This window comes from Tamaricihabitans halophyticus, assembly GCF_004340875.1.
GTDB classification, from domain to species: Bacteria; Actinomycetota; Actinomycetes; order Mycobacteriales; family Pseudonocardiaceae; genus Tamaricihabitans; species Tamaricihabitans halophyticus.
In genome coordinates, this window is the sequence record NZ_SLXQ01000013.1 from 1 (window position 1) to 22903 (window position 22903).

Below are 22903 nucleotides of genomic sequence, written 5' to 3' on the forward strand. Positions count from 1 at the left end.
TCGAGGTTGTTCGTCACACAATGATCTTGGAAGCCCTCCACCTACTTCCCCAGCGCGACACGCTTCACGTGATCTTCACGGAATCATTCATCTAGCGGGCGGTAAGCTCGGCGCGGTGGCACCCATCTTGCACTCCGCGACGGGACCCGAACTGACGGCGGCGCAGCTCTACCAGCTGCTCCGGCTGCGCACCGAGGTGTTCATCGTCGAGCAGGAGTGCGCCTACCAGGAGTTGGACGGGCGGGATCTCGCCCGCGATACGCGGCACTGGTGGCTCGCTGCGCCCGCCGCGCCGGACGAGCCGCTTGCCTACCTGCGCGTGCTCACCGAGCCGGCCGGCGGCTACCGGATCGGCCGGGTGGTCACCGCCAGCGCCGCCCGTGGCGACGGACTCGCCGGCCGGTTGTTCGGCGCAGCGCTTGCCGATCTCGGCGATGTGGACTGCGTACTCGACGCGCGCACCTATGTGCAGCACTTCTACGCGGGCTACGGGTTCACGCCGGTCGGTGCGGAGTTCCTCGAAGACGGCCTCGAGCACATCAGGATGCGCCGGGCGGCGCCTGTTCGGTGATCACCTCGACCACCTTGGCCAGGTCGGCCTCGGTGAGGTCGGCGCGGGCGGTCAGCCGCAACCTGGACACCCCGTCCGGCACCGAAGGCGGCCGGAAACAACCCACCACGACCCCGGCGGCCCGGCAACCGTCCGCCCAGGCCACCGCCGCCTCCGGGGACGGCGCGCGCACCGAGACCACCGCCGCGGCCGGCGTGCTCACGGTGAATCCGGCGGTGCTGAGCGCGGTACACAACGTGGCCGCGTTATCCACCGCGCGGGCGGCCAGATCCGGTTCGTCCCGCAGCACCTGCAGCGCCGCGAGCGCGGCCGCCACGCTGCCAGGGGCGAGCCCGGTGTCGAAGATGAAACTCCGCGCCGTCTCGATGAGCTGCCGGATCACCCTGCGCGGGCCGAGCACGGCGCCACCTTGCGCGCCGAGTGATTTGGACAGTGTGAAGGTGGTGACCACGTCCGGATCGGCAATCAGCTTGGCCTCGGCCACCGCGCCCCTGCCGCCAGCGCCGAGCACCCCGAAACCGTGCGCGTCGTCCAGCAGCAGCCCGGCGCCGTGCTGCCGGCAGGCCGTGGCCAGTTCGGGTAGCGGCGCGAGATCCCCGTCCACGGAAAACACCGTGTCGCTGACCACCAGGGCTCGCTCGGTGCGACGGGTGGCCAAGGCATGCGCGATGGCCGCGTGGTCACCATGCGGCATGGCGGCCACGTCCGCCCTGGAGAGCCGGCAGCCGTCGATCAGCGAGGCATGGATGTACTTGTCCGTGACGATCGCCGAGCCCTGCCCGGACAGCGCGGTGACCGCCGCGAGATTGGCCAGGAAACCGGAGGAGAAGACCAGCGCGGCCTCGGTGCCGCAGAACGCGGCCAGCTCGCGTTCCAGATCGCCGTGCAGCTCGGTGGTACCGGTGACCAGCCGAGAGCCGGTGGAACCCGCGCCCCAGCGCAGCGCGGCAGCCGCGGTCGCTCCGGCGACTCGCTTATCCCTGGCCAGTCCCAGATAGTCGTTGCTTGCCAGATCCAGCTGCGCCGCATCCGCTGGACGCGGCCGCAGCCGTCGGACCAGCCCAGCCGCGCGGCGCTGCTCGGCCTTCTCGTCCAGCCAGTCGAACACCGCCTCGGGCGGTTTCCCGTACCCGGACTGGTTGGCGCCGGACTGGTCAGGGGCGGGCTGGCTGCTGCTGGGTTGGTTCACACCCGGCAGTTTCGCACTATCGCCGGCATCGGTTGGCGCGCAGGTACGTCGGCACTGTCGCTACCGTGGTGCCTATGACGGAACAGGAGCAAGGCGCGGAACTCGCGCCGATGCCGGAGGACTGGCAACGGGCATTGGCCGTGGTCGCGCATCCGGACGATATGGAGTACGGCAGCGCGGGAGCGGTCGCCAAGTGGACCGATGAGGGTCGCTCGGTTGCCTACCTGCTCGCGAGCAAGGGCGAGGCCGGCATTGACGGGATGTCGCCGGAGGAAGCCGGACCGCTGCGGGTTCAGGAACAGATCGCCAGTTCGGCGGTCGTGGGCGTGCACGACGTGGAGTTCCTTGACCATCCGGACGGGGTCATCACCGATCAGCTCGCGCTGCGCAGGGACTTCGCGGCGGCGATTCGCCGGTACCGGCCGGAGCTGGTCATCACGGTGAACCACCGCGAGTACTTTCCCGGCGGGATGTTCAACATGGCCGACCACCGGCACGTCGGGACGGCGGTGCTGGACGCCGTGCGGGATGCCGCGAATCGCTGGGTGTTCCGGGATCTGGAGCTACCGCCGTGGCAGGGCGTGCGGTGGATCGCCATCGGCGGATCGACGATGGACACCCATGCCGTGGACATCTCCACGACGATGGATCGGGCGGTGGCCTCGCTGCGGGAGCACCGCGCCTATCTGGCCGCGCTCGGCGAGCACGGCATGGCCGATCCCGCTCCGTTCCTGCGCGAGCACGCCGAGGAAACCGGAAAACGGTTCGGCGGAGTGCTGGCTACCTCGTTCGAACTGATGCCGGTCTAAGCCTGAAGAACGCGAAAACGCCCCGTGACCGCAAGATCGCGGTCACGGGGCGTCTGGTGCGCGGGCTATCCGTGGAACCGGCGTCCACTTCGGCGCGGCGCGCCGCTGCCCCCGTTCCGGTGTTCCCCGTTCCGATGCTCGCGAGCCCTACGCTCCGCGCGGTTTCCGGTGAACTGGCTCCGGTTACCTGGCCGCCGGTTGCGTGCGGGACCCCGGCCGCCACCGCGTTCCTTCTGCTTCGGCTCGGGTACCGGTACACCGCTCGGCGTCTGCGCGCCGGTGATCTGTGCCAGCTCCTCGGCGCCAGGGCTCACGTTGGTGCTCTTCGGCCGTACCCCGGCGCGTTCGGTCAACCGCCGAACGGTCCGCCGCTGCTCGTGCGTGACCATGGTGACCACGGTGCCCGAGGCGCCGGCGCGCGCGGTGCGGCCAGCCCGGTGCAGGTAGTCCTTGGCGTCCGCGGGCGGGTCGACATGCACCACAAGGCTGACGTCCGGCACGTGGATACCGCGGGCGGCCACATCGGTAGCGACCAGCACCGGGGTGGTGCCGGAGCGGAACTCGCTGAGTACCCGGTTGCGGGCGCCCTGCGTTTTGCCGCCGTGCAGCGCGCCGGCCGCGACGCCGGAATTGCGCAGGTTCTCGGTCAACGTGTCCACATAGGTCTTGGTGCGCACGAACAGGATCGTGCGGCCCTCGCGGGCGGCGACCTCGGTGACCACATTCGTCTTGTCCCGTGCGGCGACCACCAGCAGGTGGTGATCCATCAGACCGGAGCTCTCGGCGCTGGCCTGTGCCGCATGCGTCACAGGGTCGGTGAGGTAGCCACGCACCAGCGTGTCCACCTCGCCGTCCAACGTCGCGGAGAACAGCAGCCGCTGCCCATCGGCCGGAGTCTGGTCGAGGATCTCGCAGATCTGCGGCAGGAAGCCCATATCGGCCAGCTGGTCCGCCTCGTCGATCGCGGTGACCTGCACATCGGACAGGTCGCAGGTGCCCTGGCGCATGTGGTCGGCCAACCGGCCCGGCGTGGCGATCAGCACATCGATGCCCTTACGCAGCGCCTGTTCCTGGCGGACGAAGGCCATCCCGCCGACGCTCACCCCGCACCACAGGCCCATGGCCTTGGCGAGCGGGATCAGCGCGTCGTTGACCTGCAGAGCCAGCTCCCTTGTCGGCACCAGGACCAGCGAACGCGGTTTACGGGACGCCGATTTTCCGCCCTGCAACTTGGTCAGCAGCGCGAGTCCGAAGGCCAGTGTCTTTCCGGAACCGGTGCGTGCCCTGCCGAGCACATCGCGGCCGGCGAGCGCGTCCGGCAGGGTGGCTGCCTGGATCGGGAAAGCCTTCTCCATGCCCTGCGCGCTCAGCGCGTCCAGAAGCTTCTCCGGCAGACCGAGCTCGGCGAAGGCCGTCGTCGGCGCCTCGCTGTCCGGCTGCTCGCTGACCTCCCAGACCGCGGGCTCGGTGTTCGCCGGCTGCTCGACCGGTGCTTGCCGGGCGTCCCTGCCGTGGCTGGACCGGTGCCGTGGCCGGCCACGACGGGCGTTGTCGTTGTCGCCGCGGCGCTCCGCTACAGCACGGTTCTGGGCTCCGGCACGGCTCTGGGCTCCGGCACGGTTCTTGCCAAAGCGTTCGGGCCGCTGCTTGCGGGATTGGCTGGAATTCCGGCGCGCGGCGGCGCCGGCTGACGATGGGTGTGGCACTGTGACCTCTCCGAGCACGCGGCCACACTGACGGCACCCCAGGCAAACGGGCCCGCGAACGGCTACGGCTGAATACTGTGAAATGGTTTCGGTGAATCGTTGAACACGACCGCCGCCGCACCGCGCGCGGTACGCGACTCATAGTACTTTACCGTACGGCTATCCTGCGGTTTTCCCGGCCCCGTCCTGGCCAGCTGGGCAGGCTTGTTCGTAACGCTGTTCGTTTACTGGCGCCATGCTTGATCGTGACTGACGTGACCTGTTGGGTGTTGGTATGCGGGTCATCGTGGTCGGTTCCGGGATCGCCGGAATGAGCTGCGCGTATCAGCTGGTGCGGCAGGGCGTGCGGGTGCTGGTCGTGGATGCCGGGTTGTCCGGTCTTGCCACCGCGGCCGGCGCCGGGATCATCTCGCCGTGGACCAGCCGCAGCCTCGCCGGTCCGACGTATCAGTTGGCCGCGCGGGCGGCCGCGTACTACCCGGAGCTGGTTGACCAGCTCGCCGAGGACGGTCAGCGGGAGACCTCGTTCGAGATCGTGGGTGCGCTCACGGTGGCCGAAGATCCGGCCGAGCTGGACGCGGCCTACCAGCGGGCGACGGAGCGAGCGGCAGCGGAGCCCGCGGTCGGTACCGTGCGGCGGCTCGACTCCGCCGAGGCCGGCGCGCTGTTTCCGCCACTGGCGGCGGAGTTGGGTGCGGTGCATGTTTCCGGCGCGGGTCGGGTGGATGGTCGAGTGTTGCGGACCGCGCTGGGCGCCGCGATCCGGGCGCTTTCCGGTGAGTTCGTTACCGGTACGGCCACGCTGAACGTGGCCGCGGCCGGCACGGTGCGGGGCGTGCAGGTCGCCGGTACGAGCTACGAAGCCGATGCGGTGGTCGTCGCCGCTGGCGCGTGGAGCGGCGAATTGCTCGCGCCACTCGGGGTCAGGCTGCCGATCGCCCCGCAACGCGGCCAGATCGTCCACCTCGGTCTGGACGGCCGGGACACCTCGGCGTGGCCAGTGGTCCAGCCGATGTCCAGCCACTACCTGCTCGCCTTTCCCGGCTCGCGGGTGGTCGTGGGTGCCACCAGGGAAACCGGCGCCGGATTCGACTACCGGGTCACCGCGGCCGGTCAGCACCAGGTGCTTGGCGCGGCGTTGCGGGTCGCCCCCGGTCTCGGCGCGGCGACCGTGCTGGAGACGCGGGTCGGGTTTCGTCCCGCGGTGCCGGATGGCAGCGCGGTGCTCGGTCCGCTGCCGGACAATCCCGAAGTGCTGCTCGCCACCGGATACGGCGCCAGCGGGCTCACGCTCGCCCCGTACGGCGGGGCGGTACTCGCCGAGCTGGCCGTTGGTCGTCCGGCGCCGATCGACCTCACGCCATTTCGCCCGGAGCGGTTGTGGACGACTACGGGGTGAGCAGTTCGAGCTCGCCAGGCCCGGTCTGGTCCAGCTGGATACCGGCGGCGGTGGCGACCGCGAGCAGGTCTCGCATGTTCGCCGGTTCCTTTCGTGCGCTGCCAAGTACCCGGGCGAGCTGGCCTTTGTACGCCTTGTTGTGGTGGCTCACGGTGACCCGCTTGCCGGCCGCGTTACGGGTGACGACGCGAACGGTCACCGCATCGGGAATCCGGGCGAGTGCGGCGTAGGGGCCGGAGCGGAGGTCGACGACCAGTCCTGCACGTTCGGCGAGCACGGGTTCCAGCACGGGGCGCCAGAACGAGCGCAGCGTGCCGATCCCGGGCAGCGTGGTGCCGCCGGAAAGTCGGTAGGCGGGGATAGCGTCGGTGCCGTGCACGATGCCGAACAGCGCGGAGGCGACCGCGAGCCGCCGGTCGGCGCGGGCCTGCTCGGTGCGGCTGAGCCCGGCGAGATCCAGCGCGTCGTAGAGCACGCCGGTGTAGCGGCGCAGCGCGGGCATGGTCGGCGCGCTGTGCAGCTCGGCGTTGCGGCTCACCTCGGCCTCCTGGCGTGCCGAGATGCCAAGTACGCGCAGGCTTTCCGGGATATCGGCGGCCAGCGTGCGCAGCGCGTCGGTGAGCTTGCGGCGCGCGGGGGCCAGTTCGGGCAGCGAAAGGCCGTCGATGTCCAGTGGCGCGCCGGTACCACCGGTGGCTTTGGTTTCCGAGGGCGGAAGGATGACCAGCACGCTACCGAGGGTAAGCAGTATGGATTCGCGACAGCGCAACCGGGGCGGGGGCTCATTCCGTAAGATGATCTTTGTTGCGCTGAGTGTCGCTCGCGCGATCCGGTACGCGGGGAACCCTGGACGGTATGTGAGCACTACGGGAGTGGTGGCTGGGTGGTGAAGGCATGACCTCGATCGCTGATCCAGCGGGCGTCGTCGCCCGGTCCTGGAGCGAGCTGCCCGATCGCGTGCATCGGGCGGTACAAGCTGAGCTCGGCGTCGAGGTCATTCGCTCGTTGCGGCAGACGGGGGAGATCGACGGCAGTGTGGTCTGTCGACTGCGGCTGGCCGATGGCAACTGGGCATTCGCCAAAGCGCTGCCGACCGGGCATCCGTTGATCGGTACCTACCGGGCCGAAGCGGAGGTATCCGCGCATCTGCCGGAGCTCGCGCCGGTACCGCAGCTGCGCGGCGTGGTGGAGCAGGATTGGTTGGTGCTGCTGTTCGCCGATATCGACGGGACCAAGCCGAATCTACGGCCCGGCTCGCCGGACCTTGGCAGCGTGCTGGCGACGCTCGGCCGTGCCGCGCGCACGCTGACGCCCGCGCCGATCCCGGATGCTCGGGAAGCCCTGGACGACCTCGGCCTGCTGTTGCGGGGCTGGCAGGAACTACAGGCCATCCCCGGGGTTGCGCTCGATCCCTGGGCCGAGCGCAACCTCGATTCGCTGGTCATGCTGGAAAGCGCGTGGCATCCATGGGCGGCGGGAGACACCCTGCTGCACAACGACATCCGGCCAGAGACCATGGTCAAGGTGGGGCCGGGCAAGGTGTTGCTCGTGGACTGGTGCTACCCGGCGCGGGGCGCGGCCTGGCTGGATACCGCTTCGCTGGTACCGCAGCTGCTGCTTGCCGGGCACGCGGTAGGCAAAGCGGAACGGCTGGTGCTCCGCCGGCCGGAGCTGGTCGATGTGCCTGCCTGGGCGGTCACCGGTTTCGCCACCGCGCTCGCCGGGCACTGGGAACGCTGCTCGCGGTTGCCGGAACAGGTTGGGCTGGAAGGTAATCGGGCTTATCAGGCACGGGCCGCGGCGGCAGCGCTGCGTTGGGTCGCGCACCGCACGCGGTGGAGCTAGCCGGGAACGTCCTCGCCGAACCGCAATCTTTAGGGATCTTGCGGTCCAGCGGCGTCCAAGCTAGCCGGTCGTGCCTGGCGAACGGGCGAGGCGGAATCCCACGTCGTCGATCCGCAGCGTGGGGTGACTACGCCGGCGTACCGAGGCGCGGCAGCTCCAGTGCTCGTCGAACCAGCCGCCACCGCGCAACACGCGATAGCTGCCGTACACCTCCGCGTCGTACAGGTCCCAGCACCACTCCCAGACGTTGCCCAGCATGTCGTAGAGACCCCAGGGATTCGGTTGCTTGCCGCCGACGTCGTGGCTTCGTTCCCGAGAGTTGGCCCGGTACCACGCGATATCGTCGAGCTCCCCGTACCGAGGCCCGGTAGTTCCCGCGCGACAGGCGTGCTCCCACTCGGCTTCGGTCGGCAGCCGGTATCCGTCCGCGGTGGGGTCCCACTCGATGTCGTCATCCGCATCGGCTATCCGATACGCGGTCGCCAATCCCTCGCGTTCGGACAGTGCGTTACAAAAGCGGACCGCGTCCCACCACGAAACCTCGTCGACCGGAAGCCGCGCGGTCTCGACGGGGCCCAGCCGCATACCGGTGACCGTCGCATAGCGCGAGCTGGTGAGAGCGAACGTCGCGAGCTGGAAGGGCGCGACGTCGACCACCCAGCTGCGCCGCGTTCGCCGGTCCGTCAGGGACACCTGTCCCGGCGGAATCGACCGCATCCCGTCCTGGCCAGCACCCATTCCACGTGCTTCGTCCGCCGTCACGAACAGGAAATCTAGCCAATCATTCAGTGGTTGGCGACGCAGAACACGTTGCCCTCCGGGTCGGTCAGCACAGTCCAGGTGAACTCGCCGTCTGGCGAGGTATTCGTTTCGTGCTCGGTAGCTCCCAACTCGACCAGCCGGCGCACCTCGGCCTGCAGATCGTCAACGCCGAAGTCCGGATGCATGCGGTTCTTGCCCTGTCGCGGCTCGTCGACCCGTTGCAGGGCGATCGCCGGCTGCCCTTCTTGCTTTGAGCTCAGCATCATGAACTGACCGTCGTAGTCGAAGGCGACCTCGAGGTCGAGAGCGGCCACCCAGAACTTGGCGAGCTCGCTCGGGTCGACACAGTCGATGGTGAGCATGGCTAGTTGGTATCTCATCGCGGCGAAGCTACCCGGCGGGTCCGACAGAGTTCCGGCCGCTTGAGCCGCCCGGACCGGCGTTGACTACGCTCGCGGCTACCTCTGCGATCGGACGAGGAGTCGAAGCCGTGATCACCAGGATGTCGTCGTTGTTCCTGCGCACGCTGCGTGAGGACCCGGCGGACGCCGAACTGCCCAGCCACAAACTTCTGGTACGCGCCGGGTACATCCGGCGGGTGGCCCCAGGCGGCTACGCCTGGCTGCCGTTGGGTATCCGGGTGCTGCGGAACATCGAAAAGGTCGTTCGCGCGGAGATGAACCGGATCGGCGGCCAGGAAATCCAGTTCCCCGCGCTGCTGCCGCGCGAACCGTACGAGGCCAGCGGCCGCTGGACCGAGTACGGCCCCGCGCTGTTCCGGATCAAGGATCGCAAGAACGCCGACTTCCTGCTCGGCCCCACCCATGAGGAACTGTTCACGCTGACCGTCAAGGGCGAGTACAGCTCCTACAAGGACTTCCCGGTGATCCTGTACCAAGTCCAGACCAAGTACCGGGACGAGGAGCGGCCGAGGGCGGGACTGCTGCGCGGCAGGGAGTTCGTGATGAAGGACTCCTACTCGTTCGACCTGGACGATGCCGGACTGGACAACTCGTACCAGGCACACCGCGGCGCCTACATCAAGCTGTTTGACCGGCTCGGGCTCAAGTACGTGATCGTCTCCGCCATGTCGGGCGCCATGGGTGGCTCCAAATCCGAGGAGTTCCTCGCGGAAAGCCAGTACGGCGAGGACACCTTCGTGCGTTGCCTCGAATCGGGTTTCGCGGCGAATGTGGAAGCCGTGCGGACCCCGGCCCCGCCGGCGATCCCGATCGACGGTCAGCCCGAGGCGCAGGTGCACTACACGCCGAACACGCCGACCATCGAGACCCTGGTCGACTACCTCAACGCCGAGGATCTCGGCCGGACCTTCACCGCCGCGGACACCTTGAAGAACGTGCTGGTGAAGACCCGCGAGCCGAACGCGAAGGAATGGACGCTGCTCGGCATCGGCGTGCCTGGTGACCGCGAGGTGGACGTCAAACGCCTCGAAGCGGGTATGTACCCGGCCGAGGTCGCACTGCTCGAGGAAGCCGACTTCGCCGCGAACGCCTTCCTGGTGAAGGGTTACATCGGGCCGAAATCCCTACAGGACAACGGAGTTCGCTATCTCGTTGACCCGCGTGTGGTTTCCGGCACGCGGTGGGCGACCGGCGCGGACAAACCCGACCACCACGTGGTGGATCTGGTCTGCGGTCGTGACTTCACCCCGGACGGCACGATCGAGGCCGCCGAGGTGCGCGAGGGTGACGCGTCCCCGGACGGGGCCGGCGAGCTGGTCGCCGCGCGCGGTATCGAGATCGGGCATATCTTCCAGCTCGGCCGCAAGTACGCGGACACCTTCGAGCTGGACGCGCTCGGTCCGGACGGCAAACCGGTCCGGATCACCATGGGTTCCTACGGGGTTGGTGTTTCCCGGCTGGTCGCGGCGATCGCCGAGCAGCACCACGATGATCTCGGACTGGTCTGGCCGCGCGAAGTGGCGCCGGCCGATGTGCATATCGTCATCGCGGGCAAGGACGAGTCGGTGCGCGAAGGGGCGGAGCGGCTGGCCGCGGAACTCGACGCGGCCGGTGTCGAGGTGCTGCTGGACGACCGCACCTCGACCCCAGGCGTGAAGTTCGCGGACGCGGAGCTCGTCGGCATACCGACCATCCTGGTGGTTGGCCGGAGCCTGGCGAACGGGGTCGTGGAGATCAAGGACCGGGCCAGTGGCGAGCGCACCGAGGTAGCCGTGGACGCCGCCGTGAGCACGCTGGTGGAACTCATCCGGGGCTGACCCTCGGCCAGTCGACCAGGGAAAATATCGCGATTAGCACGCTAAACGCGATATTTGGGTCACTCGGCTGGGCGTAGGCTGGCCACGATCTTGTCCACGTCCGCCTGCTTGGTCGAGTCTGCCTTGCCCTGCGGGTTGAACAGCAGGAACACCGCGGTCTGCCCGGAGTTGTCGAAGGCCACCGTGGTGATCTTGATCGTCTTCGCGTCGCAGACGCTCGGATCGCCCGGCCGCACCTCCATCGACGTGGTGTGCGCGGAAATCTGCCCATCGGCCACCTTGGTCGTGCTGGCCTGTGGCGCATCGTTGTCCGACTCGGTGACCGCGTCGGCCCACAACTTGGCCGCGGCCCTACTTGCCCCGCGTGGCTCGGCCTCCCCCGCCGTCATGAATCCGGTGGCGCCGGCATACGGCCCACCCCCGTCGGCGCAGGCCGGTGGGTCCGCGAAGGCGACCCCGTGCATGATCACCAGCGGTTTACCGTTGTCGTCCTCGAGGCCGGTGCGCATCCCCGGCGATTCCACCGACCAGTTCGACGGCACGTCGTAGGCGACGCTGTCGTCCGGCGAGAGCACGCCTTGCCAACCGGGGGTGACCGCGTCCGTGGTGGAGCCGGTCGGGCCCGAATCGGTTGTGTCAGCCGGCTCGCTGCTGGCCGGTTGGCTCGTCGTTGTCGGTGCCGCCTGCCGCGCATTGCGCTGACCCTGCCGCGCCGTCGCGTTCTGCTCATCCGAGCCGGTATTCAGCACGATCAGCGCGGTAACCCCGCCGATCGCCAGTACCGCGAGCACGGCGACGGTAACCAGGAACTTCGTCCGCCCCTTCGGTGATCCGCCTGGCCCACCGGTCCCACTCGAGCCCGAGCCGCCCGCGGTGGAAAACACCCCGAGGCCCTGATAGTCGCTCGAACCCTGGTAGCCGCCGAAGTACGGCGCAGGCCGCTGGTACGGCTCGCCCTCTGGTGATTCGCGGCGCGGATCACCGCCCCCTGGTGTGCTCATGCCAACCACTCTAAGTGGTGATCCACCTGCTGGCCGGACGGCTCGCGCCGGCCTCAATTAAACAGGCGTTGACTTTTTTCTCGCGAGGTGTCACCGTTGGGTTCACGATAATTCAATGAGAAATGAATTCGGAGGAAGTCATGTCGGGACCGAACACCACGAAGCCGGGTGCGCTGGTGTCCATCGCCGTCGCTGTCGGCGCGGTGGCCGTGGCGGTGCTCGGGATCCTCACCTTCGGCGTGCAAACCACGGCAGCCCCGGATGGTGTGCCGCTCGCGGTCGCCGTTCCGGAGCAAGGACCGGCGGCTACCGCGCTGCGGCCGGTCGCGCAACGCGTCGCTGGCCAGGGCGGGGAGGAGATCAGCTGGACGGCCACCACGCCGGAGCGGGCGCGCGCGATGCTGACGGACAAGGACGTCTACGGGGTACTCGAACTCGCTCCCAGCACAGACGCGGCGCCCGGCCTCGCGCCCACGGTGCTGACCTCGGGGGCGATCAACCCCAGCGGCACCCAGCTGGCGCAGCAGGTACTGACGAGCGCGGCCCAGGGCGTGTCCCAAGCCGCCAGCGCGCAGGGGCTGGCGGTGCAACCAGTACAGGCCGAGCAACTGCACGAGGCGAGCTCGGCAGCGCGCAGTGCCCCGTTGGCGGTGACCGCGCTGTCCTGGATCGGCTGCCTTGCGGCCGGTGCGGTGTGCACCATGCTGTTCACCCGCGGCGGTCGGGTCGCCGGGCTGGGCAGTCGACTCTCGCTGCTACTTGGCAGTGCCGTGCTGGTGACCGGCGCATCCGCCGGACTGCTCGCGTGGTGGGACGGTTCGCTCCCGCTCGACACCGATGTGCTCGGGTTCATGCTGCTGATCGCCGGCGCTTTCGCGGCGGTGCAGGGCGCCCTGTTGCGGCTGCTGAAACTGCGCGCGATGGCGGTGCTCGCTCCGCTGTACCTGATGGCGCCCTCGGTGGCCGGGCAGGTACCGGAACTGCTGAACCCCGCCTACCGCGCGGCGCTGTGGTCCTGGACGCCGTTCCGGTTCTCCACCGAGGGCCTGCGCAGCGTGCTGCAGGGCACCCCGGGGGCACCGGATGTGCGCCAGGCGGTGTGGGTGCTCGGTGGGATGCTCCTCGCCGGCCTGATCGTGCTGCTCTGGCCTGGCCGGCGTGGCTCAGCCGCGCAGCAGGCTCAACCGGACGCGGCGGAGCGGGTTGTCCCGGTTGGTGTCCACTAGGCACACCGACTGCCAGGTGCCCAGGGTGAGTACGCCACCGAGCACGGGGATCGTGGCGTAAGGGGGAATCAGCGCGGGTAGCACGTGGTCGCGGCCATGCCCGTGGGACCCATGCCGATGCCGCCAGCGGTTGTCGGCTGGCAGCAGGTCCCGCAGCGCGGCAAGCAGATCATCGTCGCTACCCGCGCCGGTTTCCAGGATGGCCAAACCCGCCGTCGCGTGCGGTACCCAGACATGCAGCAGCCCGTCTTCCGCGTCGACGTCCTCGAGAAAGCGGACGCATTCCTCGGTCAGGTCGTAGACCACCTCGGCGTTCCCGGTCGCGATATCCAACTGCTTGCTGTCCATTCCGGCACGGTAACCATGCGCGGGCATCAGGTGTGAGTGCGGTCACCGGATCCGCTTGTCACAATCCGCTAGGCCGTTCCCGTCCTTGCTGTGCAGGGGCGAGTGCGAAACGGCGTGCGATGGAGGGTGTGACGATGACGACGCGAATCGTGGTTCTCGGTGCTGGTTATTCGGGGCTGGTCGCCGCGCAGCTGGTAGCCAGGCATGCGGATACCCACGTCACCCTGGTCAACGCGAACGAGTGGTTCGTCGAACGAGTGCGGCTTCACCAGGTGGCGGCCGGGCAGCAGGTCCGGCGCAAACAGATCGCACAGCTGCTCGGTGATGCACCAGTCGAGCTGGTGATCGACCGAGCGGTGGCGATCGACGCGGCGGCGCGGGCGGTGCGACTCGCCGGTGGCGACCAGCTCGAGTACGACATGCTGGTGTACGCGATAGGCAGTCAGTCCGATGTGGATAGCGTGCCGGGGGTTGCCGAACATGCTTACCCGGTCGCCGGCGTTGGGGAGGCTGACCTGCTGCGCGAGCGACTGGCCGGCGCCGATGCGGTGACCGTCGTCGGCGCGGGGTTGACCGGGCTCGAGGCGGCGACCGAACTGGCGGAGACCACGCCCGCGTTGCGCGTCCGGTTGGTGACCGAAGGGCAACTTGGCGCGGCGCTGTCGAACCGTGGGCGCGCGCATCTCTGGCGGGTGTGCCGGCGTCTTGGCATCGAGGTGCGGGAGAACGCGCGGGTCACCGAGGTGGACGCGCACGGAGTGCACCTGGCTGGCGGCGAGCGACTTGCCGCGGACGCGGTGATCTGGACGACCGGGTTCCGCGTGCCCGAGCTGGCCAGCGCGGCGGGATTCACCGTGGACGGGCGCGGCCGGTTGGTTGTGGACGATTCGCTGCGCTCGGTCTCGCATCCGGAGGTGTTCGGCATCGGCGATGCGGCAGCGGCCCACGGGCCGGACGGGAATGAGCTACGGATGGCCTGCGCGACCGGGCTCCCGCAGGCGCGGCACATCGGGCGGGCGATCGGGGATCTGTTGGCAGGCAAGGAAACCGGACCATTGCGGTTCAGGTACGTCAACCAGTGCATCAGCCTCGGCCGCCGCGACGGACTGATCCAGTACGTGCGCGCCGATGACACCCCGATCGAAGCGGTGCTCACCGGACGGCTGGCAGCCACCTACAAAGAGGTCATCGTGCGCTCCGCGCTTGCCGCGCAGCGCTTTCCGGATCTGGTGCGGCTGAGCCCAGGTGGCGGTCGGTCTCGCCGGGAGTCCGCACCAGCTAACCGGTAACGGCCCGATGTCTACAGTTGGCGACGTGGTTGATTGCGAAATTCGTAAGTGGGGCGGCGAGTCTTTCACGGTCCCCGCCGGGTATCTGAACACCGCGAGTATCGGGATTCCGCCAGCCAGTACGGCCGATGCGGTCCAGACCGCCGTCACCAACTGGCGGACCGGCGCCGCGCGGGCGCCGGAGTTCGACGAGCCGGTCCGGATCGCCAGGGCCGGTTGGGCGCGGCTGATCGGAGTGCCGACGGACCGGGTGGCGATCGGCGCGAGCGTCAGTCAGCTGGTTGGCCTGGTCGCGGCCACCGTGCCGGACGGAGCCAGGGTGCTCACCGCGGCCAACGAGTTCACCAGCGTGAGCTTTCCGTTCGCGGCGCAACATGCCCGTGGGGTTCGGGTGGACGAGGCGCCGCTCGCTGATGTGCCCCGGCTGGCCCCGGATTACGACCTCGTCGCGGTCAGCGTCGTGCAGTCCGCGGATGGTGCGCTCGTCGACCTCGAGGCACTGCGGGCCAGCGAGGCGCGCGTGCTGCTCGATGTGACCCAGGCCGCCGGCTGGCTGCCGCTGAGCCTGGACTGGGCAAGCTGGGTCGTCGGCGCCAGCTACAAGTGGTTGTTCGCGCCGCGTGGCGCGGCGTGGATGGCCGGCGGGGAGGCGGAGCTGGCCAGCCTGATGCCGCATTCGGCCAACTGGTACGGGGGAGAGGAGCCCTGGCAGAGCGTCTACGGCCTGCCACTGCGGCTTGCCGAATCGGCACGTGCCTTCGACCTCTCGCCGGTGTGGTTCGCGCAGGCCGGCGCAGCCGTTTCGGTGAACTGGCTGGCTGAGCTGGACCTGGCCGCGGTCCGCGACCACTGCGTCGGCCTTGCCAACCAGGTGCTGGCCGGGCTGGGACTGCCAGAGGGTGAGTCCGCGATCATCGCGCTGGATCTGCCGGACGCGGGCGCGCGACTCGCCGCGCACGGCATCGCGACCGCGTCCCGTGCTGGCCAGACCAGGCTGGCGTTCGCGCTGTACAACACCAGCGAGGACGCGCAGGCCGTGCTGACCGCACTGCGCGGCTGAAGCGACCTGGGCGGCCGAGTGATCTGGGCCGCTGAGCGAGCTGGGCCGCTGAGCGAGCTGGTCGTTCGCGCGTGGCATGGCTTGCGGCCAGCCGAGCGGCTACCGTGACGGTTCGTGTCCGAGCATCGCCAGCATGACACCCCGCGGCCACGGCCCGGCGGGGTGTCCGAGGGCGATACCGAACCGATCCCCATCCAGCTGTCCGGAACGCTGGACGACGATATTCCCGTCGATGACGGCGAGCTGTTCACCTCGCTCGGTGCCCGGGCGCCGGCCGAACCGACGCCGCGCCGGCGGATTCGCCCCGGCGAGGCGTCGGGACTGCTCGCGGTCGCCGTACTGGCCGGGCTGCTCTGGTGGTTCATCCGGCAGGATGACGATCAGCGGGCGGCGAGTGACGCCGGTCAATCCAGCCAGTCCAGCCAGCCGAGCGAACCGGGTGAGCCGAACCAGACCGGTGAGCGGACCCAGCCGAACCAGCCCGACCGCAAGCCCGAACGGGTCGGCGATACCGGCTACTTCGTCGAGGTCGCGCCGGTACACGCGAGGACCTGTCGCGCGAACTCCTACGGTCGGGTCACCGAGTTCTTCGCGGACACCGACTGCCGCCGGCTGTCCAGGGCGCTCTACACGATCGGTCGCGGCGCCGAACGCGTACTCGTCTCGGTGTCCGTGGTGCAGATGCCGCGGCCGGCGGGCGCGGCGGCGCTCAAGCGGATGACCGACACCAGCGGCACCGGAAACGTCGCCGATCTGGTTCGCGCCGGGCGGGCTGGCTCCGCGGATTTGCCGAAGGTCAGCGGCGGCGCCTACGCATCGGCGGTATCCGGTAACCGGGTGACCATCGTGGAGGCGGCCGCTTTCAAAGCTGGGGTGGGCGAGCAGCGGCTGACCGAGGCCGCGACCGGTGCGCTGCGGCTCGGTAACCACACCGCGGCGCCACCCCGCTAGACACGGCGCGCCCGTCGTGGGTCAGCCCGGTTTGCCTGGCAGCGCGAGCACGCTCGGCGCCTCGCCGGCTTCGGCTCGCCACAGTGCGCACCGCCGTGCCGAACTGGTCAGCGCCCGCAGCGCGAAGCCACGCAGTTCGGCGTTATCGGTGTGCTCGAGCACCGCGCGCCAGGCGATCGTGCAGTCGTCTTCCACCTGGACCACGAGTGTGGTCGCGGACGTCTGGTCGGTGATGTCTTCCGGCGGCACGTACCCGGGCTGCGCGGGTCGCGGGGTCGAGCCGGCCACGGTGAGCATCCGTTGCGCGCCGTCCCGCCTTGCCCGGTGCTCCGCGGTCGCCTTGCCAAGCCCCTCGTCGAAATCGGCTGGCAGGTAGGCGCTGACCAAGCCGTAGGCCCACATCGCGGCGTGCTCGGCGCCCAGCGCCTCCTGGAGTACCTCCACCGCGTCCTCGGCGAGCGTGTTGCCCTCGGCCGGCCGCAGTTCCTCGATCTCGTTCTCCTCTTGCCCCGCGGCGAGGTCCGGCGCGAGCTGGCGGAGGCTGGCGCAGGCCGCGACCACCGAGCCGAGTAGTCCGGCGCGATAGGTGGGCACCCGCGCGACGAGTTCCATCGCCGCCTGTTCCGCGGCGGCCAGCGCCTTGCCGAGCTGCGCAACCGACTCCGCCTTGCCGCGCGCGGGGCCGGGTTCGGGCGCGGCGTCATCCGGCGGCCGCTCGCGGTCCACTTCGGCCTGTAGCGCGGTCGCGTGTGCCTTTCTGGTGTCGGCGACCAGGCGCAGTTGCGCGGCGAGCGAGGGATCGCCTTCGGCGAGCGCGGCCGCGTCGCGCGCATCCCGTCGCGCGGTCGCGGCCAGCTGGCGCAACGGATCGGGCTCGTCCTCCGTATTGGTGCACGCGGCGACCACCGGTGCCGTGCCAGCGGCGAGCCCGGCGAGCAGTACGGCGCGTAACACCGTACGGCGGCTGGGCGCCTGCGATCTGGGTGCTTGCGATCTAGGTGCTTGCGATCTGGGCGCCTGCGATTCGGAAAAGCGTCGGACCGTCACGGCTGCCATCCTGCCAGGCAGCCGTCGATCACCGGGCGCGCAGCGTGGCCGGCTGCGCCGCGCGATCGCGATCGGACGAGATACGCTGAGCTATCTGGCCGGTGAGTGCAGCGCCGGCCGCCGCAACCTGGCTGCACGCGAACGCGAGGCGAGGAGACCAAACGTGACCGGCCAGCAGCGCGAAGGGGCATCCGCGCGGGGCGCCAAAGCGATCGCCGCCGAGCTTGAACCGGTGGTGGCGAGCGCGGTACGAGGCGCCGGATACGAGCTCGAGGAGCTCGATGTGCAGCAGGCGGGGCGCCGCAGGCTGGTCAAGGTGATCATCGACGTGACCGACGACCGTGCCGCCGCGGGCGCGGAGGGAGTCGGCCTGGATGAGATCGCCGAGGTCAGCAGGGCGGTTTCCACGGCGCTGGACGCCGATGACGGCCTGTTCGCCGGCGCCTACACGCTCGAAGTCACCTCACCTGGGGTGGACCGGCCACTGACCAAGCCGAAGCACTGGCGCAGGGCGCGGCTGCGGCTGGTCAAGGTCAAACTGGCCGATGGCAATGCCTTTACCGCACGCGTGGGCAACGCTGAACTCGACCCTGCCGGCGGAGTCGAGCTGCTGCGGGATGGCAAGCTGGGTCGGCTCGGCTACGCGGAAATCGAGCGCGCCGTGGTCGAGGTGGAGTTCCGTGAGCCGCCGGCCGCGGAGATCGCGCGCATCACAGACTCGGGTGGAACAGGTCAGGGCGCCGGGGAAGGCTCCGGCGTCGAGAAGGAGGAGTCCTAAGTGAACGTCGATATCGCTGCGCTGCGGGCGATCGAGCGCGACAAGGACATTCCCTTCGAGACCGTGCTCGGCGCGATCGAAAGCGCGCTGCTCACCGCGTACAAGCACACCGAGGGCCACCATCCGCACGCCAAGATCGATATCGACCGGAAAACCGGCTTCGTTCGGGTGCTTGCCCATGAACTCGGCCCGGACGGCGAGATCACCGAGGAATGGGACGACACCCCGGAGGGCTTCGGGCGCATCGCGGCGACCACCGCACGGCAGGTGATCCTGCAGCGGTTGCGCGACGCCGAGCACGAGAAGACCTTCGGCGAGTTCTCCACAAAGGAAGGCGAGATCATCGCCGGGGTGATCCAGCGGGACGCGAAGGCGAACTCGCGTGGCGTGGTGATCGTCCAGGTCGGCGACACCGAAGGCGTGCTCCCCGCGGGTGAGCAGGTGCCGGGGGAGAGCTACCAGCACGGTAGCCGGATCAAGTGCTACGTGCTCACCGTCAGCAGGGGGATGCGCGGCCCGCAGATCACGCTTTCCCGTACGCACCCGAACCTGGTGCGAAAGCTGTTCGCGTTGGAGGTACCGGAGATCGCGGACGGGACCGTGGAGATACCGACCGTCGCGCGGGAAGCGGGGCACCGGTCGAAGATCGCGGTTCGCTCCACGGTGCAGGGCGTCAACCCGAAGGGCGCGTGCATCGGGCCGATGGGCGCCAGGGTGCGCAACGTGATGAGTGAGCTGGGCGGGGAGAAGATCGACATCATCGACTACTCGGATGATCCGGCCGAGTTCGTCGGGAATGCGCTCTCGCCCGCAAAGGTTGTTTCGGTACGGGTTATCGACGAGCGAGCCAAGACGGCGCGGGTGGTGGTACCGGACTTTCAGCTCTCCCTGGCAATCGGCAAGGAAGGGCAGAACGCCCGGCTGGCCGCGCGGCTCACCGGCTGGCGGATCGATATCCGTAGCGACGCGGTTCCGGACAGTGTTGCCCATCAGGTGGGTGCGCACCCTGGGGAAACGCCGCCGGAAGTGCCCGGCGGGGTGGCCAGTGACGAAGGTGACATCGGTTCCGCGCCGGCTGCGACATCCGGTTCCGCCGACTGAGGCGCCGGACGATAGACTTAGGTGTGGTTCGACGTCCACGATCGGCAGCCGCGCGTCCTGAACACGTCACTGGTCCGGTTCGGACATGTATCGGCTGCCGCGCGCGGGTGTCGAACCAGGAGCTGCTGCGGGTGGTTGCGGACGGCGAGGCTGCTGTTGTAGATCAGTATCGGCGCCGCACCGGGCGTGGTGTGTGGTTGCATCCCAGTCCGGACTGCCTGGCCGCCGCTGAGAAGCGCAAGGCGTTCGCGCGAGGATTACGGGTCTCGCGAGCGCTCGACGTGGACGGCGTTCGGCAATGGGTGGCGCGGCACGCTCAGCGGGATCGGGTATAGCGATACCTCGGCCGAACGATGGTGGCCGTGGTCATGCCCGGGAACGTGACAGTTGGCGCGGGACCTTCCCGTGTCGAGTAGGAACCAAGGAAGCAGGTCGACCCGTCATGAGTCAGCCGTGAAGCTGAAGCCATGAACGCGCGACGATAAGACGAGGTCGAGCGGGTACTTGCCGCCGGCCTCAGCGGACGAGGAGAGCAGTGGCAGGCAAGGCCCGTGTGCACGAGCTCGCGAAAGAGCTCGGTGTTACGAGTAAGGAAGTACTCGCGAAGCTGCAGGAGCAAGGCGAGTACGTGAAATCAGCATCGTCGACGGTCGAGGCGCCGGTAGCGCGCCGGCTGCGGGATGCCTTCCCCGGCGCCGGCAAGGCGGAGGGCAAGGGCAAATCGCGGGGTAAACCCGCCCCGAGCAAGGCCGCGGAAAGCAATGGCTCGGCCGTGTCAGCCGAGCCAGCGCCGGCCGAACCCGTGGCAGCCGAACCGGCGGCGTCGAGTGCGGCGGAATCCGTCGTGGAGAGCAAGCCGCGAGCGGTCGCGCCCAAGCCGGGACCGCGGCCAGGCCCGCGTAAGCCGGCCGAGAGCCCGAAGCAGGAAAGCCAGGACGTGCCCGACACCAAGGGTGGCCAGGAAGCGCCGGCCGCGCAGGCAACCGAACAGCAGCCGGCGGCCGCCGCCGATTCCTCGGATGGTGGCCAGGCGGATGGCGGCCAGGCTGATGGTGGTCAGTCCAAGGGTGGTGACGCCGGCGCCGTGGTGCCGCCGAAACCACAGGGACCCAAGCCTGGCCCGAAGCCAGGTCCGCGTGCTCCCCGGGTCGGCAACAACCCGTTCGGGGTTGGCGCGGGGTCCGCGCCGCAGCGGCAAGCACCGCCGCAGCGGCAGGGCGGTCAGCAGGGCGAGCGTTCTGGCCGGCAGGGCGGTGGCGGCGAAGCCCGTCCGGCCGCGGGACAGCGTGGCGGCGCGCCGAGTGGCGGTCCGCGGCCTTCGCCTGGCTCGATGCCACCCCGGCCGAACCCAGGCATGATGCCGGCCAAGCCGGCTCGTGGTGGTCCTGGCGGCGGTGGCCCCGGTGGCGGTCGCGGTCGTGGCGGCCCTGGCGGCGGCGGTCCCGGTGGCGGTAGGCCAGGCGCTGGTCCACGCGGTGGCGGCGGTGGCCGTCCCGGTGGTCCCGGTGGTGGCGGCGGCCGTCCCGGCGGCGGTCCAGGTACCGGTGGTCCCGGTGGTCCCCCCAGCGGTGGCGGCGGGTTCCGCGGCGGCGGTCGTGGTGGTCCCGGCGGTCGTGGTGGCGCGGCTGGCGCGTTTGGTCGCCCCGGCGGTCCCTCCAAGAAGGGGCGTAAGTCGAAGCGGCAGAAGCGCCAGGAGTACATGGACAACATGCAGGCGCCTTCGGTCGGCGGCGTCCGCCTGCCCAAGGGCTCCGGCGAGACGATCCGGCTGCCGCGCGGTGCTTCGCTGACCGACTTCGCGGAGAAGATCAACGCCAACCCGGCCTCGCTGGTGCAGGTGCTTTTCCACCTCGGCGAGATGGTCACGGCGACCCAGTCGGTCTCCGACGACGTGCTCGAACTGCTCGGCACCGAGATGAACTACCAGGTGCAGGTGGTCAGTCCGGAAGAGGAAGACCGCGAACTGCTCGAGTCCTTCGACATCACCTACGGCGAGGACGCGGGTAGCGACGAGGACCTCGCGGTGCGGCCGCCGGTAGTGACCGTGATGGGTCACGTCGACCACGGTAAGACCAGGTTGCTGGACACCATCCGGAAGACCAAGGTCGCCGAGGGCGAGGCCGGCGGGATCACCCAGCACATCGGTGCCTACCAGGTAGAAACCGAGCTGGAGGGCGCCCCTCGGCTGATCACCTTCATCGACACCCCTGGTCACGAGGCGTTCACCGCGATGCGTGCCCGTGGTGCGAGTTCCACGGATATCGCGGTGATCTTGGTCGCCGCGGACGACGGCGTGATGCCGCAGACCGTGGAGGCGATCAACCACGCGCAGGCCGCGGGCGCGCCGATCGTGGTGGCGATCAACAAGATCGACGTGGAAGGTGCGAATCCGGACAAGATCCGCCAGCAGCTCACCGAGTACGGGCTGGTCGCCGAGGAGTACGGCGGCGACACGATGTGCGTGGAGATCGCGGCGAAGCCGGGGATCAACATCGACAAGCTGCTCGAGGCGATCCTGCTGACCGCGGACGCCACGCTGGACCTGCGGGCCAACCCGAATATGGAGGCCCAGGGTGTGGCGATCGAGGCGCATCTGGACCGCGGGCGTGGTCCGGTGGCCACCGTCCTCGTGCAGCGCGGCACGCTGCGCGTCGGGGACTCGATCGTGGCCGGCGACGCGCACGGCAGGGTGCGGCGGATGGTCGACGAGTACAACGAGGACGTGAAGGAGGCGACCCCGTCGCGGCCGGTGCAGGTCATCGGGTTCACCTCGGTGCCAGGCGCGGGTGACACGTTCCTGGTCGTCGACGAGGACCGGGTGGCACGGCAGATCGCCGAGCGGCGGCAGGCCCGTACGCGTAACGCGCTCAACGCGCAGAAGCGCAAGCGGGTCAGCCTCGAGGACCTGGACTCCGCGTTGAAGGAGACCAGCCAGCTCAACCTGATCATCAAGGGTGACAACTCGGGTACCGTCGAGGCACTCGAGACCGCGCTGATGAAGATCGAGGTTGGCGACGAGGTCGAGCTCAAGGTCATCCACCGTGGCGTCGGTGGGATCACCGAAGGCGATATCAACCTGGCGATCGCGGACAACGTGATCGTGATGGGCTTCAACGTCCGCGCGGACGGCAAGGCCACCGAGCTGGCCAACCGCGAGGGCGTGGATGTGCGCTACTACACGGTGATCTACCAGGCGATCGAGGAGATCGAGAATGCCCTGAAGGGCATGCTCAAGCCGGAGTACGAGGAGGTGGAGCTCGGCAAGGCCGAGGTCCGCGAGGTGTTCAAGTCCTCGAAGTTCGGCACGATCGCTGGTTGCCGGGTGACCGCTGGCGAGATCCGGCGCAACGCGAAGGCCAGGCTGCTGCGGGACAACGTGGTTGTCGCGGAGAACCTGCCGGTCAAGTCGCTGCGCCGGTTCAAGGACGACGTGGTCGAGGTCAGGGACGGCTTCGAGTGTGGTCTCACGCTGGGTTCGTACGCCGATATCAAGGTGGACGACGTGGTGGAGACCTACGAGATGCGCGAGAAGCCGCGCGCCTGAGTGACGCCTGCCGGGGGTTCGGTCTGCGGACCGCGCCC

The 22903-nt window shown here is 69.3% G+C and carries 21 protein-coding genes; 13 read left to right on the forward strand and 8 right to left on the reverse strand.

The window, feature by feature from the left end; translation table 11 throughout:
• The first annotated feature begins 115 nt into the window (after positions 1–115).
• Positions 116–571, forward strand: a complete 456-nt coding sequence (locus EV191_RS23195; RefSeq protein WP_132879403.1) for a GNAT family N-acetyltransferase — start codon at positions 116–118, stop codon at positions 569–571.
• Here the strand turns inward: EV191_RS23195 and EV191_RS23200 are convergent.
• Positions 540–1679, reverse strand: coding sequence for an 8-amino-7-oxononanoate synthase (locus EV191_RS23200; RefSeq protein ID WP_132879584.1), 1140 nt, complete (start codon positions 1677–1679; stop codon positions 540–542). The genes EV191_RS23195 and EV191_RS23200 overlap by 32 nt on opposite strands.
• Positions 1680–1834: 155 nt before the next feature.
• On the opposite strand from EV191_RS23200, the gene EV191_RS23205 reads away from it, so the two are divergent.
• Positions 1835–2569, forward strand: a complete 735-nt coding sequence (locus EV191_RS23205; protein WP_132879405.1) for a PIG-L deacetylase family protein — start codon at positions 1835–1837, stop codon at positions 2567–2569.
• 65 nt (positions 2570–2634) lie between these two features.
• Here EV191_RS23205 and EV191_RS23210 read toward each other — a convergent pair whose 3' ends face one another.
• Positions 2635–3963, reverse strand: coding sequence for a DEAD/DEAH box helicase (locus EV191_RS23210; RefSeq protein WP_243659186.1), 1329 nt, complete (start codon positions 3961–3963; stop codon positions 2635–2637).
• A gap of 586 nt (positions 3964–4549) precedes the next feature.
• On the opposite strand from EV191_RS23210, the gene EV191_RS23215 reads away from it, so the two are divergent.
• On the forward strand, positions 4550–5674 hold the full coding sequence (locus EV191_RS23215; RefSeq protein ID WP_132879408.1) for an NAD(P)/FAD-dependent oxidoreductase: 1125 nt from the start codon (positions 4550–4552) through the stop codon (positions 5672–5674).
• Here EV191_RS23215 and yaaA read toward each other — a convergent pair.
• Positions 5664–6404, reverse strand: coding sequence for a peroxide stress protein YaaA (gene yaaA, locus EV191_RS23220; protein ID WP_132879410.1), 741 nt, complete (start codon positions 6402–6404; stop codon positions 5664–5666). The genes EV191_RS23215 and yaaA overlap by 11 nt on opposite strands.
• 164 nt (positions 6405–6568) lie before the next feature.
• Here yaaA and EV191_RS23225 point away from each other — a divergent pair, with 164 nt between their 5' ends.
• A complete protein-coding gene (locus EV191_RS23225) occupies positions 6569–7519 on the forward strand; it encodes an aminoglycoside phosphotransferase (protein WP_243659169.1) in 951 nt (316 codons plus the stop codon).
• Positions 7520–7579: 60 nt separating this feature from the next.
• Here the strand turns inward: EV191_RS23225 and EV191_RS23230 are convergent, their stop codons facing one another.
• Positions 7580–8236, reverse strand: a complete 657-nt coding sequence (locus EV191_RS23230) for a formylglycine-generating enzyme family protein (protein WP_207894637.1) — start codon at positions 8234–8236, stop codon at positions 7580–7582.
• Positions 8237–8304: 68 nt separating this feature from the next.
• Entirely contained in the window at positions 8305–8661 is a 357-nt protein-coding gene (locus tag EV191_RS23235) for a VOC family protein (RefSeq protein WP_132879411.1), read from the reverse strand.
• 110 nt (positions 8662–8771) lie between these two features.
• Here EV191_RS23235 and EV191_RS23240 point away from each other — a divergent pair, with 110 nt between their 5' ends.
• Positions 8772–10520, forward strand: coding sequence for a proline--tRNA ligase (locus EV191_RS23240; RefSeq protein WP_132879413.1), 1749 nt, complete (start codon positions 8772–8774; stop codon positions 10518–10520).
• Between the two features lie 59 nt (positions 10521–10579).
• Here the strand turns inward: EV191_RS23240 and EV191_RS23245 are convergent, their stop codons facing one another.
• A complete protein-coding gene (locus EV191_RS23245) occupies positions 10580–11521 on the reverse strand; it encodes a DUF8017 domain-containing protein (protein ID WP_132879415.1) in 942 nt (313 codons plus the stop codon).
• Between the two features lie 140 nt (positions 11522–11661).
• On the opposite strand from EV191_RS23245, the gene EV191_RS23250 reads away from it, so the two are divergent.
• Positions 11662–12747 carry a YhgE/Pip domain-containing protein gene (locus EV191_RS23250; protein WP_132879417.1) on the forward strand — a complete coding sequence of 362 codons (1086 nt, stop codon included), beginning with the start codon at positions 11662–11664 and terminating at the stop codon, positions 12745–12747.
• On the opposite strand, the gene EV191_RS23255 is transcribed toward EV191_RS23250, so the two are convergent.
• Positions 12685–13095 carry a YjbQ family protein gene (locus EV191_RS23255; RefSeq protein WP_132879418.1) on the reverse strand — a complete coding sequence of 137 codons (411 nt, stop codon included), beginning with the start codon at positions 13093–13095 and terminating at the stop codon, positions 12685–12687. The two genes, EV191_RS23250 and EV191_RS23255, sit on opposite strands and share 63 nt — an antisense overlap.
• A 134-nt stretch (positions 13096–13229) precedes the next feature.
• Here EV191_RS23255 and EV191_RS23260 point away from each other — a divergent pair, with 134 nt between their 5' ends.
• The 3 genes from EV191_RS23260 to EV191_RS23270 all read left to right on the forward strand — a co-directional run bounded on the left by EV191_RS23260 (position 13230) and on the right by EV191_RS23270 (position 16395).
• Positions 13230–14384, forward strand: coding sequence for an NAD(P)/FAD-dependent oxidoreductase (locus EV191_RS23260; RefSeq protein ID WP_132879420.1), 1155 nt, complete (start codon positions 13230–13232; stop codon positions 14382–14384).
• Positions 14385–14424: 40 nt separating this feature from the next.
• On the forward strand, positions 14425–15444 hold the full coding sequence (locus EV191_RS23265) for an aminotransferase class V-fold PLP-dependent enzyme (protein WP_424565497.1): 1020 nt from the start codon (positions 14425–14427) through the stop codon (positions 15442–15444).
• A gap of 114 nt (positions 15445–15558) precedes the next feature.
• Entirely contained in the window at positions 15559–16395 is an 837-nt protein-coding gene (locus EV191_RS23270) for a hypothetical protein (RefSeq protein WP_132879423.1), read from the forward strand.
• Positions 16396–16416: 21 nt separating this feature from the next.
• Here EV191_RS23270 and EV191_RS23275 read toward each other — a convergent pair whose 3' ends face one another.
• On the reverse strand, positions 16417–17349 hold the full coding sequence (locus EV191_RS23275; RefSeq protein ID WP_243659171.1) for a ferritin-like domain-containing protein: 933 nt from the start codon (positions 17347–17349) through the stop codon (positions 16417–16419).
• Positions 17350–17605: 256 nt separating this feature from the next.
• Between EV191_RS23275 and rimP the strand changes: the two genes are divergently transcribed.
• The 4 genes from rimP to infB all read left to right on the forward strand — a co-directional run bounded on the left by rimP (position 17606) and on the right by infB (position 22865).
• Positions 17606–18220 carry a ribosome maturation factor RimP gene (rimP, locus tag EV191_RS23280; RefSeq protein WP_243659172.1) on the forward strand — a complete coding sequence of 205 codons (615 nt, stop codon included), beginning with the start codon at positions 17606–17608 and terminating at the stop codon, positions 18218–18220.
• Positions 18221–19321 (forward strand): transcription termination factor NusA, encoded by a 1101-nt coding sequence (gene nusA / locus EV191_RS23285; RefSeq protein ID WP_132879426.1) that lies wholly within the window; start codon positions 18221–18223, stop codon positions 19319–19321.
• Positions 19322–19344: 23 nt separating this feature from the next.
• A complete protein-coding gene (locus tag EV191_RS23290) occupies positions 19345–19656 on the forward strand; it encodes a YlxR family protein (protein WP_132879427.1) in 312 nt (103 codons plus the stop codon).
• 200 nt (positions 19657–19856) lie between these two features.
• A complete protein-coding gene (gene infB / locus EV191_RS23295) occupies positions 19857–22865 on the forward strand; it encodes a translation initiation factor IF-2 (RefSeq protein ID WP_132879429.1) in 3009 nt (1002 codons plus the stop codon).
• The last annotated feature ends 38 nt before the right edge of the window (positions 22866–22903 follow it).

Excerpts from the sequence above, each read along its gene's own strand:
- EV191_RS23205 (WP_132879405.1), top strand. The coding sequence starts at position 1,835 with ATGACGGAACAGGAGCAAGGCGCGGAACTCGCGCCGATGCCGGAGGAC.
- EV191_RS23215 (WP_132879408.1), top strand. The coding sequence starts at position 4,550 with ATGCGGGTCATCGTGGTCGGTTCCGGGATCGCCGGAATGAGCTGCGCG.
- EV191_RS23225 (WP_243659169.1), top strand. The coding sequence starts at position 6,569 with ATGACCTCGATCGCTGATCCAGCGGGCGTCGTCGCCCGGTCCTGGAGC.
- EV191_RS23230 (WP_207894637.1), bottom strand. The coding sequence starts at position 8,236 with ATGCGGTCGATTCCGCCGGGACAGGTGTCCCTGACGGACCGGCGAACG.
- EV191_RS23235 (WP_132879411.1), bottom strand. The coding sequence starts at position 8,661 with ATGAGATACCAACTAGCCATGCTCACCATCGACTGTGTCGACCCGAGC.
- EV191_RS23245 (WP_132879415.1), bottom strand. The coding sequence starts at position 11,521 with ATGAGCACACCAGGGGGCGGTGATCCGCGCCGCGAATCACCAGAGGGC.
- EV191_RS23250 (WP_132879417.1), top strand. The coding sequence starts at position 11,662 with ATGTCGGGACCGAACACCACGAAGCCGGGTGCGCTGGTGTCCATCGCC.
- EV191_RS23255 (WP_132879418.1), bottom strand. The coding sequence starts at position 13,095 with ATGGACAGCAAGCAGTTGGATATCGCGACCGGGAACGCCGAGGTGGTC.
- EV191_RS23260 (WP_132879420.1), top strand. The coding sequence starts at position 13,230 with ATGACGACGCGAATCGTGGTTCTCGGTGCTGGTTATTCGGGGCTGGTC.